This is a genomic window from Bacillus cereus group sp. MYBK216-1 (assembly GCF_051916495.1).
In the GTDB taxonomy this organism is placed as follows: Bacteria; Bacillota; Bacilli; order Bacillales; family Bacillaceae_G; genus Bacillus_A; species Bacillus_A thuringiensis_K.
In genome coordinates this window covers 911,171-929,067 of record NZ_JBQAGT010000001.1, presented here as the reverse complement: position 1 = coordinate 929,067, position 17,897 = coordinate 911,171, and the positions used below count along the sequence as shown (strand labels likewise).

Here is a 17,897-nt window from a genome sequence, read left to right as displayed (position 1 = left end):
AATGTTATACACTTTTTCTTATCCTTTTTCTTTCATACTTTGCAAGTTGTCTCATCATGATTAAATTCACCATCTATTTCTACTTGAATGGTGACATGTTCTACATGAAATTTCTCCTTTAATACATACGTAGCCTCTTTTAATACACTTTGCGTTTCATTCCCTTTAATAATAAGATGACATGTTAATACTTGAAAATCTGATGTGACAGACCATATGTGCAAATCATGAACTTCTTTGACAATCGGAATATTTAATAACGTACTTTTTACCTCTTCAACATTTATGTGCTGTGGTGCACCTTCCATTAATATATGAACCGTATCACGTGTTACACGCCATCCACTAATAATGACTAAAATAGACACAAGAATACTAGCAATCGCATCTGCAGCAGTCCATCCGAAAAATTTAATAAGTAACGCAGCAATGATCGCTCCGACGGAACCCAATAGATCGCCTAGTACGTGCAGGAAAGCACTTCTTAAATTCAAATTACCTTTCACATCTCCGCCTCTCATTAATATCCAGGCTGATAAAATATTAATAAGCAGACCAAGGACTGCAATAATGAGCATCCCATTACTAGCAATCTCAACTGGTTCTTTAAAACGACGGATTGCTTCAATAAAAATGTATACCGAAATGACAATAAGAACGACACCGTTACATAATGCTGCTAACATTTCGACTCGCTTATATCCATATGTTTTCACAGTTGTTGCTGTTTTTTCTCCGAGCTTAAACGCAAGTAAACTTAAAGCTAAAGATACTGCATCACTTAGCATATGCCCCGCGTCAGATAGTAGTGCTAAGCTATTTGTTACAAATCCACCAATAACTTCTGCAATCATAAAACTTGTTGTTAGTAGGAAGGCAATTAGTAACGCCTTTTTATTTTTTGAATGACCATAATCATGCGAATGTCCCATACTTATACTCCTTTAAGTACAATATCTGTATGTTAGTATGAAACAAACTCCCCATCTTTATCCCGAATTGACTGATTGTAAACGCCCGCTTCCTCTGTATACACACTTCGCTATTTTTTAAACAATCCCTTTTTCTCAAATAAAACAAGACTACTTCTTTTTTATTTTCATATTGTTTACTAATGAAAGAATTTTGAAGGAGGTTACTTAAATGAAACGTTTATTTCTCTGTATGGAACGTGAACTTGTTGTAGTGAAAGAACACAATGATAACTATGAAACGACTTATCACTTACAAAGTATGCAACCTACCTGTATCGCTGTTGATCCGTTCCACCCAAACCGTGTATATTGCGGAACATTTGGACGAGGTCTATGGTTAAGTGACGATAGTGGGGATTCATGGCGACCAATTGGAGATTCTTATCGTTACTTTGATTTCCCTAAAGAAGATGGTATTTTGCACTCCTCTATCACTTCCATAACAATAAGCTCAAATGAACAAGTTAACGGATATGGTGTCGTTTATGTCGGCACAGAACCAAGCGCTTTATTTCGCTCTGAAAATGGTGGTGAAACGTGGACTGAACTTAAAAATATGAAATCATTATTATCTTCTTATACGTGGGCATTTCCGCCTAGACCTTTTACCCATCACGTACGCTGGATTACAGTTGACCCAAACAACCCTAATACAATACACGTTTCAATCGAAGCTGGTGCTGTTATTCAAAGTAACGATAAAGGGCATACATGGATTGATAAAAAATTCGGTGCTCCTATCGATGCTCATCAATTACTTATGCACCCTGAAGCACCAAATCGCCTTTATGCATCATGTGGTGACGGATTTATGGGCGGACCTGATCGTGCTTATCTTGAGAGTTATAACAATGGAAACAGCTGGATCTCATGTAGTGCAGGACTTGAACATCATTATTTATACAGCATGGCAATTGATCCAGCTGATTGTGATACGATTCTCGTTTCTGCCGCGCCAAGTGCTGATCTCGCTCATCATCGTATCCCTTATGAATCTTATATTTATCGAAAAACGAAAGATACTCCGTTCCAGCAAGTACAACAAGGACTACCATCTGCAATCGGTACAGTCATTTCGATGTTTGCTACAAACGAAGCCGAACCACATACGTTCTACACGTTAAATAACAATGGCGTCTTTCAATCCAATGATAGCGGCGAATCGTGGGAACAACTAAACATTCCGTGGAAAGATGAATATAAAACGCAGCATCCGCATGCGTTACTCGTAACTAGTTATTGATGTAAAAAAGACTGCCTAATGGTTTTAGGCAGTCTTTCTTTTATTTCTTTAAGTCGATTACAATATTATCTAACACAATAGCCTGATTGCCTCCCAGTCTTCGAGGTACAAAACGCTCCTTTACTTGTCCTTCAACTATTGTTACCGATTCATAATTTTCAGAAGTGTGGATTCTTAAATTAACGTGAGGTGTTATTATTAACTTAGTAGCGTTCTCATTAAGTTGTTGGAATGTTTTACTCCAATTAAAATTATAAGAATCTTCACCTGAACCTCCATTTCCTTCTCCATAATACTGATTACCTAAATCATCTCTCACTTCTAAATCGACATCTACTCCATCCCATACACCCCTTATCTCTTGAGATACTTCTTGGTTGTAGTATAGAATAAACGAAATTGGTGTTATTTCCATTCTCTCCATATTTACTTTGACACCATCTTTTTCTGTACTACCTCCAATCAATTGCTCTTTATTTTCTATTCCTTTTAGATTAATATTAAAATTCCAATCCCCTTTTATCTCTTCTTCAGTTTCTAAAATGGCTATACTTTGTACAATCCATTCAACATTTACTATAGTTTCTTTACTACCAACTAGATCGCTACTTGTTTTGATTAAACCTGTATATTTTCTATCTGCGACTTTAGTAATTTTATTGCTACCTGATTGGGCACCTGCTCCTTTAATAGTTAAAAAATCCAACGTAATTGGATTCTCGCCTAAATCTCTGTTACTTTCTATAGAATAGTTTATTGATATTGTCTTCCCATCAAAAATCGCATCATTAATCGTTATCTTTATTCCCTTGCTTTCTTTTGTCATATTTAGTACTGTAGCGTATTGTTTATAATTATAATGAGGCTCCATTATCTTCCCTGCGTCAGCTTTAGAGTTTTCATATAACCCTGTTCTACCATTATCTAAAAATCGGAATATGTCACCTACAATTGGCAATCCCCCAGCATATGTAGGAAATCCGATACCGAGTGTTGCAACTGATAATCCTACTAAAATAGATGCAGCAGCGACACCTTTTTTCCAACTTTTCATCTTTTTCTTCGTACGTATCGATTGTTTTACATTTCGTTTTACTTTTTCCTTTTCGATTTCAGAAGTCTCAATTTCCTCTAGTTCTTTTTCATCTATATCAATATCATTTAATAGTTCATAAATGTCTTTCATATTACACTACCTCCAAAACTAATATTCGTAGCATTTTGTTGTAGTTTCTTTTTCCCCCGGTACACTCGATTATCAATTGCTGCCCGAGTTAATCCTAACTTGTCACCTATTTCCTCTGTCTTCATACCAAGTAAATATTTCATAATGAACACCTTTTGATCTAGCGGTTCTAATTGATTAATGAGCTTCAATAATTCTTCCCTATCTTCCATAACGATTAATTCGTCTTCTGCTGATTTTTCTGTACTGATATGAAACTCATCTGAAATGATTTCTACTGTTTTAGTCGATTTCCGGTAATAATCAATTGCTTTAAACTTCGCAATCGCTGCAATCCACTTTTTAAAATCACTCGGCTCTCCATGGAATTTATTTGCGTTATTCCAAATGGAAAGAAATATATCGTTTATACATTCCTCTATGAGTCCATCATTTTGAATGGGAAGTAGAACTTTATGCGTGATCCCCTTTATGAGTGGTAAGTATGTATCGACAACGAATTCTAACGCGTCTTCTTTTTGCCGCTGTAATCTTTTTATAAAATTTTTCTCATTTGATTTCATGTAGCGATTCCCCTTATTGTTTTGTAAAAGCTTTTACACCCTATATAACGTCTGAGAAAATTTTTTCTCTCATCTTTTTTATTTTTTGTATGTAATGGAATACTTTCCCTTAGCCATTTTCTCACATAACTATGCATTCAAGGAAAACTTTCTCAAGTCTGTAATTTAATTCATGTAGTACACTATTTATATAGTCACTCTTTAATTTAGTGTACATTTTATTTCATTAATCTATTTTAAAAATTAGGAGATGAGATGTGTATGTGTGGAATTACAGGTTGGGTAGATTGGAAAGAAGACCTTTCAAATCAACATGTTATTTTAAAAAAGATGGCAAATAGTATTCAGCATCGTGGTCCGGACGCTGAAGGATTTTGGTTTTCACCTCGCGCAGCTTTTGCACACCGCCGATTAATCGTAATAGATCCTAAAGGAGGAACGCAGCCAAAAACATTTCGTGCTGGTGATTATACGTATGCTCTTACTTATAATGGAGAAATTTATAATTTCCGTGAACTGAGAGAGCAGCTTCAAAAATGTGGGCATGCATTTGAAACCCATTCAGATACAGAAGTATTACTACATGCTTATTTAGAATGGAAAGAAGACTGCGTACGACATTTAAACGGAATTTTCGCTTTTGCCTTATGGGATGATCAGAAGCAACAATTGTTTTTAGCACGAGATCATTTAGGTGTAAAACCACTCTTTTTTACAGAAAGAAATGGCAGTATTATTTTCGGCTCTGAAATTAAAGCATTATTAGCGCATCCATCTGTCCCTGCTGAAATTGATGCGAATGGAATAAATGAAATATTTGGATTAGGCTTATTTCGCACTCCAGGATGTGGCGTCTTTAAACATATTCAAGAAGTACGTGCTGGACATTCTATAACATTTACACGTCATAAAAAAGTAGTTACGAAGTATTGGAATTTAGAAAGTAAGTTCCATACAGACTCTATAGAAGATACATCTTCGCATATTTTATCTATTTTACAAGATACAGTAAAAAGACAATTAATTGCCGATGTTCCTCTCGTTTGTATGTTATCAGGCGGATTAGACTCTAGCGGTATTACTGCACTTGCGGGTAAAGAATTTGCTGCTGAAAATAAAACACTTCATACGTATTCCGTTGATTTTGTAAATAGCGCAAAAGATTTCGAGCTAACATTTGCTCGCACTGGTTTAGACGCTCCTTGGGTAAAACGCGTTTCTGAACATGTCGGGACAGCGCATCATGATATCATTGTGAATGCTGAAGAATTAGCAAATCACTTATTCGTTCCCCTTCATGCGAAAGATTTACCGAGTGCTGGTGAAATGGAAACTTCACTATATTTACTATTTTGCGAAATGAAAAAAGATGCGACCGTAGCTTTATCCGGCGAATCAGCTGATGAAGTATTCGGTGGATATCCTTGGTTTCATCAAGAAGAACTACTATATGTAGATAAGTTTCCTTGGCTAACAAATTGGAAAAATACATCTCCTCTTCTACTAAATGAAGTAAGTAACCAATGTAATCTAGAAGACTATATTGATACACGATTCCAAGAAGCGATACTTGAAGTACCTACTCTTGAAGGCGAAAGTAAAAAATCCGCGAAACAACGTCAAATGTTTTATTTATTTTTAACAAGATTCCTTCCTTTCTTACTTGACCGTAAAGATCGTATGAGTATGGCTGTTGGATTTGAAGTTCGTGTACCGTTTTGCGATTATAGATTAGTTGAATATTTATGGAATGTTCCTTTCAACATAAAAAGTATTGATAATATCGAAAAAGGCATTTTACGTAGAGCACTACAACCAGCTTTACCTGACGATGTACGCAATAGAAGAAAAAGCGCTTATCCAACTTCACAAGATCCACACTACTTACAAACAATCCGTAATTTAACACTTGATATGTGTAACAATAAAAACAATCCTATTTTCTCACTTATTAATCATTCCATCTTACTTTCAATTGCTGATCAAAGTAATAAAGAGATTAACAATTTTGAAGCAAGAAGTGCCATGGAGTATATGCTACAAGTAAATGAATGGTTAAAAACATATCATATCCATATTGCTTAACAAAAAGGAGTTCAAGGATAAAAGCCTTGAACTCCTTTTATATTAATTAGCACATTGTTTATTATCAGTATCAATAGACCATCCAATAATCGTGGCACAATCTCTACCTTTCCACTGCAGTACATTTGTTAATACTGGCTCAATCTGCAAGCTATTCCCGTCATGTAATACTTCTACTAAAGATTGATCATCATCAAACTTTCGTTTGTCACACTCTAAAATGCCATCTGTTGCCATTACAATGTGATTCATTCCTTTTTCTAATCCTCTTACACCTGACGTAAAGCAAGGTGTATTTGCTGCAAAAATATTTTTCCTGCCAATATATTCGTAATTTTTCCGTTTATTTAATCGTCCTTTTCCATTTTTCGTTTTCTCAGAATGGAATAAATACGCGAAACAATCACCAACTGATAACCAATATAAAAATTCGCCTTTTCGTAAACAAATTAAGCAAGCGAGTTCCTCATCATCTTGATCACACTTTTTAATAAATAACTCATCTGTAAATAACGCTAATAAGTACATATGTGTATGATGAAAAGCTAAATGTATTGGATAGGAAAATAACTCTTTTAATTTCTCTTTTCTTTCTGAAATCGCTTCTATTATATAATCAATATTTTTTGTTTTGTGGTGTGTATCAAAAATCATAACAAATTCAAATTGTAATTCAGGATCCCACCAAGCAAGCACCGCATCTCCTCGTTCATATGCATCACTTTCTTGATTTCCCCCATATACGCCGACTGAAAGAGGACCACATTTTTCAATATGTATTTCATCTACATACATCTGTTCATGACTCATCCATTTGAATGTATTCACAGCTATCATCCTCTCTCTTGCTAAATGTATACCTTTACACATAGATTACCTTATATTTCAATAAAAATAAACTTTTTCAACATTTTTTATCCAAATAAAAGGATTTTATTTCTAAAATGACGAATATATCTTACTATACGATATAAAAAGGGGATTTATTATTATGAACAACATTAATCAACATTGGGAGAGCATTTATTATCACTTACGATACGAATACGAGGACAACCTTTCCCACCAAGCAATTCGTATTTTACAAATCGTTTCTCGTGAGAAAGATATAACAATTGGAAAAGTCGCTACTGAGCTTAGTCTTTCTCATAACACAGCATCTGAACATATAAAGCGCCTTATTCAAAAGGGGTTCATCGTTAAAGAGAGAAATAAAAAAGATGAAAGAGTGGTAAACCTTACATTAACAATTGAAGGAATTGAAGTATTAGAAAAACATACTTTACTAGATAAAGAAAAGATAAAAATATTAGAATCACAGTTATCAAAAGAAGAACAACAATTAATTGAAAAAGCATTTTCGTTATTAGCGAAGGAGGCAAAATATGCATTTCCTCGTTAAAGTAATCGTTTCGGCACTTATTATCGGCGTTATCACTGAAGTCGCTAAACACTACAGTACGATAGGTGGCTTTATTGCTGCCCTTCCTCTCGTGAGTTTACTTAGTCTATTTTGGATTTCATTTGAAGGCGGGAATAAACAAGAATTGAGTCAATTTGCTTTAGGGGTATTATATGGATTCCCCGCATCAGCACTACTATTATTTATTGTCTATATTGGTTTAAAAAATTCATTTACACTTAGTACATCTGTCCTACTCGGTATAGGTGTTTGGTGTATCGTTTTTGCTTGTCAAAAATTATTTCAAGCTTAGGAGGAATTAACATTCATAAATTTGTAGAAATAATGGGGCAAAATATAGAAGTACATATAAAAGGAGGTGGTAAACAAACTGTAGTCATTCAAACCGGAATGAGTTGCTCATTTTATGATTGGCTTCCTATTATAAAAAAGCTTTCACAGCACTTTACAGTCGTTTCATACCATCGCCCAGGTTACGGGAAAAGTGAGCTAGGAAATCAACCACGTACAATAAGGCAAGTTACAAAAGAGCTGCATATGTTACTAAACAAACTAGCTATTCAAGAGCCATTTATTCTAATCGGTCATTCCTATGGAGGATTATGTGCACAACATTTTGCGATGTTACATGAAGATAAGCTGCAAGCACTTATTTTAGTTGATTCTACTTCGATGAACTTACACCGTTTAGATGAACTTCATTTACCAATTTCTGATCAAACTGACTCGGATGATATGTGGCTTGAAAAATATAATACATACTCCAAAATGGATGTAGACATGCTTTCTAATAAACTAAAATCTATACTCGCTAACCAATCAAGACAGTACATTGAATTTTCTACCTCTCCTCTGTTATATAAAGCAACAGCTTCTGAACTATATGAGTGGAAAAATTGTGCTCGCTCAATAAAGGAGCTATATAAAACATTAGAAATACCATTAATCGTTATCGGTAGAGATCCTCATTATTCTATTACTCAGTTAACTGAGGGTGGCATGCCAAAAGAGGAAGCAACACAACTTGAAGCAATGTGGCAAGAACTGATCCATGAACAATTACAACTCTCAATACATAGCCAATATATACTTGCCGAACATGCTGGTCACGGAATCGAAATTGATCGGCCTGATATTATTATTGGGGCTGTTCAATCTCTATAAATAAAAAAAGGAAGCAACTAAAGTTGCTTCCTTACTTATCTATTCATAATCTTCTTCATCATCGATTTCTTCGTAATAAGCATTCCCATTACTTACATAAATAGGGCCATTCGCAACATCAATACGTAATACCCATGCCCATGGCACAGCTAAACGCTTATGTATTGCTCGCCAAAAGCTCATTGATTTTCTTTCGTACTCCTGGAACTCCTGAAGTAACTCTTTATAGGAGGAACCGTCTAACTGAATATTTGCTTCTAGCAAACGAGAATGGGCATAGTACTGCAGCTCTAGTTCAGCAGCAATTTCCATTTCTTCTTCTGTTGCCATACCAATAATTGTTCCATCTGCTGGTGCAATTTCATATACGTTGTGAACTTCAATAAGCCCTTCTTTCTCTTTCTCAAACATGTAAACAGCCTCCTTTAACATATAATTTTTATGTTACAAAGTCATACTTCTACAATAACTTCTCTCTTTCCTCTTTTTTTGATAAACTTTTACAAAATATTTAACCGATGACCTGTTTTCTCTATTCTTTCAGCAGAAATGAAACGATTTTTATCAAAATTTAATTTATACACATCAGGCATATGAAGTGTTTTCCAAAACTCCAAATCATATTTCGAATTAAAATAATTCATTAGTAATACCATAATATTTCCATGCGTACCTATTACAATATTCTTACCTTCATATTTTTTTAATATATTTTGTATACATATTACAGCGCGCTTTTGTGCTACAGTATTCGATTCTCCGCCTTCGTATGCAAAACTCCAATCTTTCCACACATTCTGCATAGCATCATTAAAATTTGATACTGGCTCTGTGCTCAATAATCTTTCACGCAAATCTTCTTCAGTTTGTATTGATAATTTATATGTATTCGCAATTCCTTGTACAGTTTGGATTGCTCTTTTGTAAGGACTAGAAATAACAACATCAATATGTTTATCTTTTAATAAATGCGTTACATTTTCTGCATCACAGTGCCCTTTTTCAGATAAAGGTCGTTCCCGTTCTTCTTTTGTATATGTAGAATGGGCATGGCGAACGAAATATATTGTTGTCATTTTTTAACCTCCTTTCTTATTTTCCATCTATATTCAATAATAAGATTGGAAAATCCTGTATTACAAAAGAGCACTTTTCATAAGTGCCCCTTTGTTTACATAATAAAATTATTTCATTATAATTTATTTCTAAACTCTTCATCTGTTATAGCATCTTGAATAAAATAATCTATATTATTTCTCAGTTTTTGATATGAAACTTAATCTTCTATATCGTTAAACATAATGACAATTTCTACTTTATTCCCTTTCTTATCTGTAGTATACAAGCTTTTTGTCAATACGAATGCGGTAGAACCACCTTTTTGACCAGCATATTCGAACTTACTATTTTTAACTGTTCCTTTGAAAATGTTCTCGATCTCTTCTTGCATTGATTTTGGAAAATAATTTCTACTATTTATCTTTTCCATTATACTCATATAATCTTTAGCGTTTGCACCCACTAATCGATCTGACCAAATTCGCTGAAATTCCATATCTACCTTTAATGGGATATCCCGTTTCTTCCATGCTTCTTCATCTTTCATCCATTCATGAATTTGTAACACATGTTTATTATACTCATCCTTTGACATGTTACGTATCATTTCTAATGATTGATTTTCTGGCTCATGAAGCTCATTTTCTACATACCCTCTCATATATAGTGAAGCAGTATACGAAGAGAACTTGTCATGACTAGTAAGCTCTAACTCTTTTATACTTTCATTTACTCTTTCTAATCCAAGCTTATCTAATAAATATGTTGTATTTGCATTAGAACTATAATGAATCATCCCTTTAGCGACTTCTTCTAAAGAAATTTTTCCGTTTTTCACTAATTCTCTCACTTTGGCATCTTCTAACCAGTCAGGATGTGCTCCACCATCAGTGTTTTTAACATAATATTTTTCTAGCTCCTGCAATGAAATTTGTTCATCTTTACTTATTTTCCCTTCTGATACTTGTTTAGCAAATTCAACTGCTATTACGATTTTTGCTGTACTCGCTAAAGGCAATTTTACATTTTCATTTATAGATGTTAGTATTTCCCCATTTTTTCTAATCAGTAATGAACATGTTTTATCACTTTTATGTTCTTTTATGTACTTTAATACGTAATTCGGATCTTCTTTTGACAAGTAGTACTTCATAATAACAAAGAAAGCTATAACGGCTACTATAATGACTCCTGCAACAATTCCTATAATCTTTAATATGTTCACAATATACCTCCTCTAACAAATTTCCTTCTATATCATAATTATACCGAATGAAATTACAAAATTATACAAAACAGATTGACTCTTCCTACACACAAAGAATCATTATTTTATTTCACACTGTATTGTATGGAAAATCTCATGAATATGTCTAACTTTCACATAACAAAAAAACATGCCTTCATTAGGAAAGCACGTTTTGTGATATTCTTCACATTTTTTAGTTAAAAAATAAATGTTTACTTACCATGATGTAACATTAAATCACTAAGTTCTTCTTCAATGTGATTTAATTTCGCAACGCCTTCTTTCCATTTATGAATATAACGTGAAACCCCAACAAAAAACAAAACAATAATTGTGGAAAGAATAATACCATATACGATTGCTACAGTACTCATAGTTACACTTCCTTATAATTAGTAATGTGGTTATTAGTTATATTTTTATTATAAACCTTTTTCTTTTAAAATACTTCAATTTCAACTTTTTGTAACAAAATTGATTTTTCTAATATTTCGTTCGTAAAAATGGCATATTTTTCACAAATTATACAAAACTTCACCATATGTACTATTACCATATGAGTTATATTATTAAATAGAATAAAGGGGATGATATACTATGACGACTTGGTTTATTGTAATGTTAGTTGTATTTGGAGCATTTAAAATTATCGTTTCTAGCCTTCCTAACTCTGTTATTGAATCCATTATTAGTCGCTTTGAAACACATCCACAACTGGAAGAAGAGAATGTGACTGTTACAATGAACGGAAATAACTTAGTAGGCGAAAAGAAATCAAAAATTATTCATGATTTTAACGAAGGTTTATTTTTAGATCGCTATTATGCACCGCCACACAATGAGGGTACTCCTTTAATTATCAATGCAAAACGTGGTAAAAAAGATTTCACATTTTATATTTATAGTCATGAAGAGCATGTTGATGTTGTAAAACAATATAAAAAGAAGGTAGTTGCTTATAGTTTACGCTCTAAAAACCTTCAAAATAGTGATATGTTCGTGTCAGCTGACTTAGCTTAATACTCATATATTAGAAAAAGGAATCCACGAAATATGGATTCCTTTTTTCTCATTTACTGAAAAATAAGCTCTGTCTTCAAACTATCTTTCGGTAACAACCAGCCTTTTTTCTCTAAACTCGCCATTAATAATTCCCTTTGTTTTGTCGCAATACTTTCTTCATTTGTTTTAAATGACACTTCTATTACGAAGTCATCTTCTAATTTTCCGGTATTACTTAATGGCCAAATTTCAATATTTGCTTTTATGTTTTCAAACTCTCCTGTATATCGTTGCATTAATACAGGACCGTAAATACGGGAATTCTTTAACATCTCTTCTCCCCAATTTGTATACAACCATTTGTTCATTTTCCCTGGTAATTTTTCTATTAACATTTTTTGAGCAGCTTGTTTATTTGGTAAATCAAGTATTCCATATCCTTTAGCACTGTAACTTTTCTTATTTGAAATGCTTAATGTTTTCTTCTCAAATCCCCAATCTATTTCCGCCTCATAACTATCCGTATTACTATCGAATCCTTCTTTTTTAGCTACTTCTAGTGCATCTTGAATTACACCATTTGGAATAGGATATCTTTTTTTATATGTTAGTTCAAAATCTTTACTAAATTCTTTCTTTCGAATTCTAGCGAACCAACCTTCCTCACTTAAACTTTTATTTGCAGTATCTAAAAATTGCACTTGTATTCTTTCATATTTTGTACCAGCTTGGAAATGTTCTAGCACCTCTTGCTTCATCTCTTTGTTATCACCTAATACTTGTTCTGGCTTCAATAATAACTTTACTTCAAAACTAGGTTTCATTGGACTAGCAGCAAACCCTTCCTTAACGTTATAAAGGAAACAACAAAAGAAAATGCTTACGAATACAAATACTTTTTTCATATACCTATCCCCTTTGCATTTTAAATGACTTCTATACGTTCCATTGCAAGTGAATATACATTTTCATATCCTGCTGTACTTAGCTTCTGTTGTAATCGATCCGTATCCTCTTTCAAAGCGTGCACTAGCACCGTATGTTCTGGTAATAATGTATTTAACATCTTTTTAACGTCTCTTATACTTTGGTGAACTTTATACGAAACTCGATTCACCCTACATGTATTCCTTACATGCTCTTTCATAACTTTTTCTGCAAAACTCCCTTTCGCAATATGCCCAGTAAAAATAACGGCATTCCGCTTTTCATTCCGAAGCTGTTCATAGTATAACTGTGCTCGTTTCGTTTGCATATTCGCATCACTCATTACAACTATTCCGTAACTATTTTGCATACTAATGTCATTATCCATCACTATTATGTTTCTTTTTAAACTCTCCATAATCCATTTAAGTTCTTCATTATTTTTTATCCAATCTTTATATACGAACATCTCTTCAAATCCAGCCAAAATTTCTTTATCTACTATAAGCGGAAATTCTTTATATCGTTCATATAAATACAATACTATATCTTGCGCCCTACCAAGTTGTGGCAGCGGTAATAATGCTATTCCTTTATTTTGCATAACTCGTTCAATTTCTGCACATAGATCGTCTAATCTTTCATTTTGCGAAACATCCTCTGTGTGATAAGCGGCATCTACAATTGCAACTTTTATATTGTGGCCCAATCTCTCAGGTAAATTAGCTCGTAGTATATTAGACTCTGCTGAATAGTCGCCTGAATAAAACACGTATGTATTACACATATCAACTAAAAACCAAACAGCTCCCAATACATGCCCACTATATCCCCATTGAAACCGCAATGTAGGAGTAATTTGTACCCATTCATTTGGATTGCTAATCTCATCAATACATACATAATTTAAATCTTTTATATTTTGGTCGCTATAAGGTAAATTCCACCCTTGCATCACATTATAGTTTCTCCATTTTTCATAATATAACGGCAGTTGCTCCTTCGTATAACGAGTCGTCCAAATTTTTTTCTTATAACCATACTTCGCTAATAAAGGTACACCCATCGTATGATCTTCATGAATATGTGATAAAAATACCGCATCTAAAAATGGAACAGCTTCTCTCTCTATTTTTGGATAACTATCCTCATAAGATCGATTAATACCACAATCAAATACTATTTTCGTCTCTTTATTTTTTACAAAATAGCAGGAGCGACCGTACTCTCCTGCTCCTCCCCATACTTCTACCCTCATCATGCTACCCCTTTTCGCTTTTGCTCCATATGTTGCAGCAGTAATAAGCACATTGTTGTAAGTCCAACAGAAACAACGGCCATCGCCATGCCTATAGATACTTCACCCTGTTCAAATTGAGCAAAAATAAACGTTGCTGACGTTTCTACTGATGGAGGTAATACGAGAAGCGATGCTACTAACTCTCTTATCGAAATTGTAAATGTCATCGCCCATCCAGCAAGAATGCCTGGGATAATAAGAGGCAATATTATTTTTCTAAAAATATAAATATAATTTCCAGAAAAAACACTTCCTGCCTGCATGAGAGAATCATCAATTTGTCCGAGTGATGATTTTACATATTGCACCGTGTAAGGTAAAAACAGAACAACATACGTTACGATAACCATGATTGGTGTATTGTAAATTGACATAGGCATATATGGTGAATTCCAAAATAGAATAAGACCTACAACCATAACGATTCCTGGTACCATATTCGGTAACATACCGCACATATCAAGCCATTTTTCAGAGTTTTTTTTCCCCTTTCGAATCATAAGTGCCAAAAAGACTCCAATCATTACCGCAATAATCGCTGTTACGAGTGAAAAAAGAAAACTATTCCATAAAGCCTCTAATCCCGGAGATCCCATTGTAAACAATGCCTCATAATGGCTTGTTGTAAAGTTATTTACATGTAAACCGTCGCCTCTTAATTTTGACAAAGATGCAATAAGTATAGAAAAGTATGGAATTCCAATTGATACGATTAATAAGCCAATTACATACATCCATGCTACAACACGTGTAAATATAGACAAAGTATATCTTTTAGATTTCACACCTTTTCCACTAACCATTGCATATGAATACTTTCGATTCAATACATTTTGCATATACCAAATGAGCATACAAGCACTAAGTAATAAAGAAGATAATGCTGTTGCACTACTAAAATCAATAGGCCAACTCGAAATAAATTTATGGATTTCTGATGTTAACACGTGGAATCCTATTCTACGTCCGAATGTAGCCGGTGTTCCAAATTCAGCAATCGTCTTTACGAAAATGAGTAAAGCACCCATTACATAACTTGATACTAATAACGGCAATATTATTTTTCTTAAGCGATAGAAAAAACTTCCGCCATGAACTGCTGCAGCATCTTCTTTACTACTCCCAATCTGAAGTAACGTGTTTTTCAGCATGAAATAAAGGAATGGGAATAAATGCAGACTCATAATTAATACCATACCTCCTAAACTAAAAAACGATGATGAAACTGTCTTTAGCATCGGGAAAAATTGTTCAAAATAGCCGTTAGGTTGCATGAACAAAATCCAGCCCATCGATCCAATATACGGCGGTGTCATAAATGGAATCATAAAAACAATATCTAACTTACTATACTTTCCTACATCTGTTTTGCTCATAATAAATGCCAATGGAAATGCAAATATTGTAGCTCCTATTACAACGAGTACACCTAGAAGCATCGAATTTAGAAAAATTCCAGCTAATCCACCACTCTGCATCACTTCAAAAGGCTTTAAAAAATTCCAACTGCTATTTTCATATACACTAGAAAATAAAATAAGAAAAAGTGGAATGACGATTAACATCGCCACAAGTAATAACGCTACCGTCATTCCAAATTGTCTTACTGATACGAATCGATTTACCATGGAATCACCATCTTATTGAAATACTTTCTTAAATTGTTTTCCTATTTCATCTTGCTCTTTCTCAACTGTTTTCCAATCAATATTTAATACTGGAATCTCTTCTACATTTGGTCTATTTTCAGCTTTTATATCTGTTCTACCCGGCAATAAATACGCTTTAGAAACTTGTTTTTGTACATCATCGGATAACAAATAATCAATAAACTCTTTTGCACCTTCAACATTTTTACTATCCTTCATAATCCCCGCTGCACGTGGGCTAATAACTGTTCCGCTTTTTGGATATACGATATCAACAGGTTCACCCTTTGCTTTTGCGCTATACGTCATATAATCAACACCCGCAATGACCATATCTTTCGCACCTGTTACAACTGGGTCTAACGCTTCCTGGTTTGCTCCTGCTACTGTAACTTCATTTTTCTTAAGCTGCTCAAATAAATTCCATCCATCTTGTCCATTCTTTTTCACGTATCCTGTTACAAAGTCTAAAGCTGAACCTGAAAGTGCTGGATCTGGAAGATTCACTTTCCCTTTCCATTCTCCTTTCGTTATATCGCTCCAATCTTCAGGCGCTGTCTTCACATTTTTTGTATTGTACACAATCCCTAATGCTGAAGCACTATACCCGAAATAATGTCCTTTATCATCTGACCATTCAGAACGCAGCTTATCAGCTTGTTTCGCCTCTTTATAAGCTAACGTTTGACCTTCTTTCTTTAATCCTTCCATCGCTGGTAAGGAAGCGAGTACGACAACGTCAACGACTGGATTTTTCTTTTCAGCTTCCATTCTCGCTAAAATTTTACCAGTTGTCCCTTGAAACATTTCCACCTTTATACCAGTTTTCTTTTCAAAGTCTTTTTGAATTTTTTCTGCTAATCCTTTTGGCCCTGCACTATATACAACAATTTTCTTTTCATTCGTATTTTCACTTTTTGCATCTGCATTACCTGTCTTTGAACTACAACCTGTTACTACAGTAGAAAATAGTAAAGTACATACAAATAAAGACTTAAGCGAACTGAATTTCTTCATACGATTCTCCCCCTATATGATGAATACATTTTTTTGGTACATATAACGATACTGGTTTCCCGATGCTTAATTTACTATTGTGATAAGCTGTCCATATTCCGAGTGCCCCCATGTTTACTTTTATTTCATACCGTTCTCCTACATATGTAACGTGCTTAATTTCACCTGTATACATTTCGCACACTTCATTTTTCGTCCAGCTCACATGCTCTGGACGAACCATTTTTTTACCCTCTACAAGCCAATTCGCCTTACCAACAAATTTGGCAACAAATTCATGAGACGGTTTCACATAAATATCTTCGGGTGTTCCTTTTTGTAATACTGCTCCTTGTTTCATGACAATAATTTGGTCTGACATTGACATTGCTTCTGTTTGGTCGTGAGTGACATACAGTGCAGTTAAACCAATGGAATGAACGATATCCATAAGCTCTATTCTCATTTCTTCTCGCAAAATTGCATCGAGTGCACTTAGCGGTTCGTCAAACAAAATAAAATGAGGTTTTGTTACAATTGCTCTAGCGAATGCGACACGTTGTTGCTGTCCACCAGAAAGTTCGTGTGGATACCTTTTCTCCATACCTTGCAGGCGAACTCGCTTTATTGCATCTTCTACTTTTTCTCGTAAATGATTCGTTTGCTTTGTAGCTCTTAAACCAAATGCAACATTTTCAAAAACAGTCATGTGCGGCCATAAAGCAAAATCTTGAAATACCATACCGATATTCCGTTCATGAGGAGATGTCTTTATCTTTTTTGTAGCAGAATACATGCACTGCTCTCCAAAATATATTTCTCCCTTATCTGGGTCTTCAAGTCCTGCTATCATTCTAAGTAAAGTCGTTTTCCCACATCCCGAAGGTCCTAAAAGTGTAGTGAATTCCCCTTGTTTCATTACAATCTGCAACGGCTTTAACGCTTGTGTTTTTCCAAATGTTTTTTCTAATCCATTAATTTTAATATCCATCGTCTCACCTCTCTCCCCTCATTCTTAACCTGCTTTCATTCTATATGGAAGATTTATACTGAATGTTAATGTACTGTAAAGATTAA

19 protein-coding genes and 1 pseudogene are annotated in these 17,897 nt (G+C 34.2%); 6 read left to right on the top strand and 14 right to left on the bottom strand.

The features are described 5' to 3' along the window. Nucleotides 1-32: 32 nt before the first annotated feature. Nucleotides 33-932: a cation diffusion facilitator family transporter gene (locus tag ACTFRH_RS04970; protein ID WP_000510064.1), complete on the bottom strand. Its 900-nt coding sequence runs from the start codon at nt 930-932 to the stop codon at nt 33-35. A 211-nt stretch (nt 933-1,143) separates the two neighbouring features. Here ACTFRH_RS04970 and ACTFRH_RS04965 point away from each other — a divergent pair, with 211 nt between their 5' ends. After that, the gene (locus ACTFRH_RS04965; protein ID WP_000825305.1) at nt 1,144-2,217 is read left to right on the top strand and encodes a WD40/YVTN/BNR-like repeat-containing protein; all 1,074 of its coding nucleotides are present in this window, start codon (nt 1,144-1,146) and stop codon (nt 2,215-2,217) included. Nucleotides 2,218-2,257: 40 nt separating this feature from the next. Here ACTFRH_RS04965 and ACTFRH_RS04960 read toward each other — a convergent pair whose 3' ends face one another. Continuing rightward, a complete protein-coding gene (locus ACTFRH_RS04960; protein WP_000653158.1) occupies nt 2,258-3,403 on the bottom strand; it encodes a DUF4179 domain-containing protein in 1,146 nt (381 codons plus the stop codon). Continuing rightward, nucleotides 3,400-3,966, bottom strand: coding sequence for a sigma-70 family RNA polymerase sigma factor (locus ACTFRH_RS04955; RefSeq protein WP_078439617.1), 567 nt, complete (start codon nt 3,964-3,966; stop codon nt 3,400-3,402). The genes ACTFRH_RS04960 and ACTFRH_RS04955 overlap by 4 nt, the downstream gene beginning before the upstream one ends. A gap of 261 nt (nt 3,967-4,227) precedes the next feature. Here ACTFRH_RS04955 and asnB point away from each other — a divergent pair, with 261 nt between their 5' ends. Then, nucleotides 4,228-6,051 carry an asparagine synthase (glutamine-hydrolyzing) gene (gene asnB, locus ACTFRH_RS04950; RefSeq protein ID WP_000333946.1) on the top strand — a complete coding sequence of 608 codons (1,824 nt, stop codon included), beginning with the start codon at nt 4,228-4,230 and terminating at the stop codon, nt 6,049-6,051. A gap of 42 nt (nt 6,052-6,093) precedes the next feature. Here the strand turns inward: asnB and ACTFRH_RS04945 are convergent, their stop codons facing one another. After that, entirely contained in the window at nt 6,094-6,921 is an 828-nt protein-coding gene (locus tag ACTFRH_RS04945; RefSeq protein WP_003300733.1) for a protein phosphatase 2C domain-containing protein, read from the bottom strand. A gap of 121 nt (nt 6,922-7,042) precedes the next feature. Between ACTFRH_RS04945 and ACTFRH_RS04940 the strand changes: the two genes are divergently transcribed. From ACTFRH_RS04940 to ACTFRH_RS04930, 3 genes are read left to right on the top strand one after another with little or no spacing between them, the layout of a single operon-like run. Then, nucleotides 7,043-7,453, top strand: coding sequence for a MarR family winged helix-turn-helix transcriptional regulator (locus tag ACTFRH_RS04940; RefSeq protein ID WP_001059785.1), 411 nt, complete (start codon nt 7,043-7,045; stop codon nt 7,451-7,453). After that, nucleotides 7,437-7,766 (top strand): DUF3147 family protein, encoded by a 330-nt coding sequence (locus tag ACTFRH_RS04935; protein ID WP_000545640.1) that lies wholly within the window; start codon nt 7,437-7,439, stop codon nt 7,764-7,766. Before ACTFRH_RS04940 ends, ACTFRH_RS04935 begins: the two co-directional genes overlap by 17 nt. Continuing rightward, on the top strand, nt 7,727-8,638 hold the full coding sequence (locus ACTFRH_RS04930; protein WP_033702985.1) for an alpha/beta fold hydrolase: 912 nt from the start codon (nt 7,727-7,729) through the stop codon (nt 8,636-8,638). The genes ACTFRH_RS04935 and ACTFRH_RS04930 overlap by 40 nt, the downstream gene beginning before the upstream one ends. A 39-nt stretch (nt 8,639-8,677) precedes the next feature. On the opposite strand, the gene ACTFRH_RS04925 is transcribed toward ACTFRH_RS04930, so the two are convergent. From ACTFRH_RS04925 to ACTFRH_RS04905, 5 genes and pseudogenes are all read right to left on the bottom strand, one after another. Next, the gene (locus ACTFRH_RS04925; RefSeq protein WP_000461766.1) at nt 8,678-9,049 is read right to left on the bottom strand and encodes a hypothetical protein; all 372 of its coding nucleotides are present in this window, start codon (nt 9,047-9,049) and stop codon (nt 8,678-8,680) included. 89 nt (nt 9,050-9,138) lie between these two features. Next, nucleotides 9,139-9,714, bottom strand: coding sequence for a histidine phosphatase family protein (locus ACTFRH_RS04920; RefSeq protein ID WP_000208266.1), 576 nt, complete (start codon nt 9,712-9,714; stop codon nt 9,139-9,141). Nucleotides 9,715-9,830: 116 nt separating this feature from the next. Continuing rightward, nucleotides 9,831-10,922: pseudogene (locus tag ACTFRH_RS04915) on the bottom strand (serine hydrolase). Between the two features lie 236 nt (nt 10,923-11,158). Continuing rightward, nucleotides 11,159-11,320, bottom strand: a complete 162-nt coding sequence (locus ACTFRH_RS04910) for a hypothetical protein (protein ID WP_000108701.1) — start codon at nt 11,318-11,320, stop codon at nt 11,159-11,161. A 65-nt stretch (nt 11,321-11,385) separates the two neighbouring features. Beyond that, nucleotides 11,386-11,502: a hypothetical protein gene (locus tag ACTFRH_RS04905; RefSeq protein WP_002011946.1), complete on the bottom strand. Its 117-nt coding sequence runs from the start codon at nt 11,500-11,502 to the stop codon at nt 11,386-11,388. A 41-nt stretch (nt 11,503-11,543) separates the two neighbouring features. Here ACTFRH_RS04905 and ACTFRH_RS04900 point away from each other — a divergent pair, with 41 nt between their 5' ends. Continuing rightward, complete coding sequence (locus ACTFRH_RS04900; protein ID WP_000214579.1) at nt 11,544-11,966, top strand: YfmQ family protein; 423 nt, start codon at nt 11,544-11,546, stop codon at nt 11,964-11,966. Between the two features lie 53 nt (nt 11,967-12,019). Here the strand turns inward: ACTFRH_RS04900 and ACTFRH_RS04895 are convergent, their stop codons facing one another. From ACTFRH_RS04895 to ACTFRH_RS04875, 5 genes are read right to left on the bottom strand one after another with little or no spacing between them, the layout of a single operon-like run. Beyond that, on the bottom strand, nt 12,020-12,853 hold the full coding sequence (locus tag ACTFRH_RS04895) for a hypothetical protein (protein WP_000755312.1): 834 nt from the start codon (nt 12,851-12,853) through the stop codon (nt 12,020-12,022). Nucleotides 12,854-12,873: 20 nt separating this feature from the next. Then, the gene (locus ACTFRH_RS04890; RefSeq protein WP_002181700.1) at nt 12,874-14,136 is read right to left on the bottom strand and encodes an MBL fold metallo-hydrolase; all 1,263 of its coding nucleotides are present in this window, start codon (nt 14,134-14,136) and stop codon (nt 12,874-12,876) included. Then, a complete protein-coding gene (locus ACTFRH_RS04885; protein WP_000248139.1) occupies nt 14,133-15,803 on the bottom strand; it encodes an ABC transporter permease in 1,671 nt (556 codons plus the stop codon). Before ACTFRH_RS04885 ends, ACTFRH_RS04890 begins: the two co-directional genes overlap by 4 nt. 12 nt (nt 15,804-15,815) lie before the next feature. Further along, nucleotides 15,816-16,841 carry an ABC transporter substrate-binding protein gene (locus ACTFRH_RS04880; RefSeq protein ID WP_000714713.1) on the bottom strand — a complete coding sequence of 342 codons (1,026 nt, stop codon included), beginning with the start codon at nt 16,839-16,841 and terminating at the stop codon, nt 15,816-15,818. After that, entirely contained in the window at nt 16,819-17,811 is a 993-nt protein-coding gene (locus ACTFRH_RS04875) for an ABC transporter ATP-binding protein (RefSeq protein ID WP_000351797.1), read from the bottom strand. The genes ACTFRH_RS04880 and ACTFRH_RS04875 overlap by 23 nt, the downstream gene beginning before the upstream one ends. Nucleotides 17,812-17,897: the final 86 nt, after the last annotated feature.

Excerpts from the sequence above, each read along its gene's own strand:
- ACTFRH_RS04970 (WP_000510064.1), bottom strand. The coding sequence starts at position 932 with ATGGGACATTCGCATGATTATGGTCATTCAAAAAATAAAAAGGCGTTA.
- ACTFRH_RS04965 (WP_000825305.1), top strand. The coding sequence starts at position 1,144 with ATGAAACGTTTATTTCTCTGTATGGAACGTGAACTTGTTGTAGTGAAA.
- ACTFRH_RS04960 (WP_000653158.1), bottom strand. The coding sequence starts at position 3,403 with ATGAAAGACATTTATGAACTATTAAATGATATTGATATAGATGAAAAA.
- ACTFRH_RS04955 (WP_078439617.1), bottom strand. The coding sequence starts at position 3,966 with ATGAAATCAAATGAGAAAAATTTTATAAAAAGATTACAGCGGCAAAAA.
- asnB (WP_000333946.1), top strand. The coding sequence starts at position 4,228 with ATGTGTGGAATTACAGGTTGGGTAGATTGGAAAGAAGACCTTTCAAAT.
- ACTFRH_RS04945 (WP_003300733.1), bottom strand. The coding sequence starts at position 6,921 with ATGTGTAAAGGTATACATTTAGCAAGAGAGAGGATGATAGCTGTGAAT.
- ACTFRH_RS04940 (WP_001059785.1), top strand. The coding sequence starts at position 7,043 with ATGAACAACATTAATCAACATTGGGAGAGCATTTATTATCACTTACGA.
- ACTFRH_RS04935 (WP_000545640.1), top strand. The coding sequence starts at position 7,437 with ATGCATTTCCTCGTTAAAGTAATCGTTTCGGCACTTATTATCGGCGTT.
- ACTFRH_RS04925 (WP_000461766.1), bottom strand. The coding sequence starts at position 9,049 with ATGTTTGAGAAAGAGAAAGAAGGGCTTATTGAAGTTCACAACGTATAT.
- ACTFRH_RS04920 (WP_000208266.1), bottom strand. The coding sequence starts at position 9,714 with ATGACAACAATATATTTCGTTCGCCATGCCCATTCTACATATACAAAA.
- ACTFRH_RS04910 (WP_000108701.1), bottom strand. The coding sequence starts at position 11,320 with ATGAGTACTGTAGCAATCGTATATGGTATTATTCTTTCCACAATTATT.
- ACTFRH_RS04905 (WP_002011946.1), bottom strand. The coding sequence starts at position 11,502 with ATGGTAATAGTACATATGGTGAAGTTTTGTATAATTTGTGAAAAATAT.
- ACTFRH_RS04900 (WP_000214579.1), top strand. The coding sequence starts at position 11,544 with ATGACGACTTGGTTTATTGTAATGTTAGTTGTATTTGGAGCATTTAAA.
- ACTFRH_RS04895 (WP_000755312.1), bottom strand. The coding sequence starts at position 12,853 with ATGAAAAAAGTATTTGTATTCGTAAGCATTTTCTTTTGTTGTTTCCTT.
- ACTFRH_RS04890 (WP_002181700.1), bottom strand. The coding sequence starts at position 14,136 with ATGATGAGGGTAGAAGTATGGGGAGGAGCAGGAGAGTACGGTCGCTCC.
- ACTFRH_RS04885 (WP_000248139.1), bottom strand. The coding sequence starts at position 15,803 with ATGGTAAATCGATTCGTATCAGTAAGACAATTTGGAATGACGGTAGCG.
- ACTFRH_RS04880 (WP_000714713.1), bottom strand. The coding sequence starts at position 16,841 with ATGAAGAAATTCAGTTCGCTTAAGTCTTTATTTGTATGTACTTTACTA.
- ACTFRH_RS04875 (WP_000351797.1), bottom strand. The coding sequence starts at position 17,811 with ATGGATATTAAAATTAATGGATTAGAAAAAACATTTGGAAAAACACAA.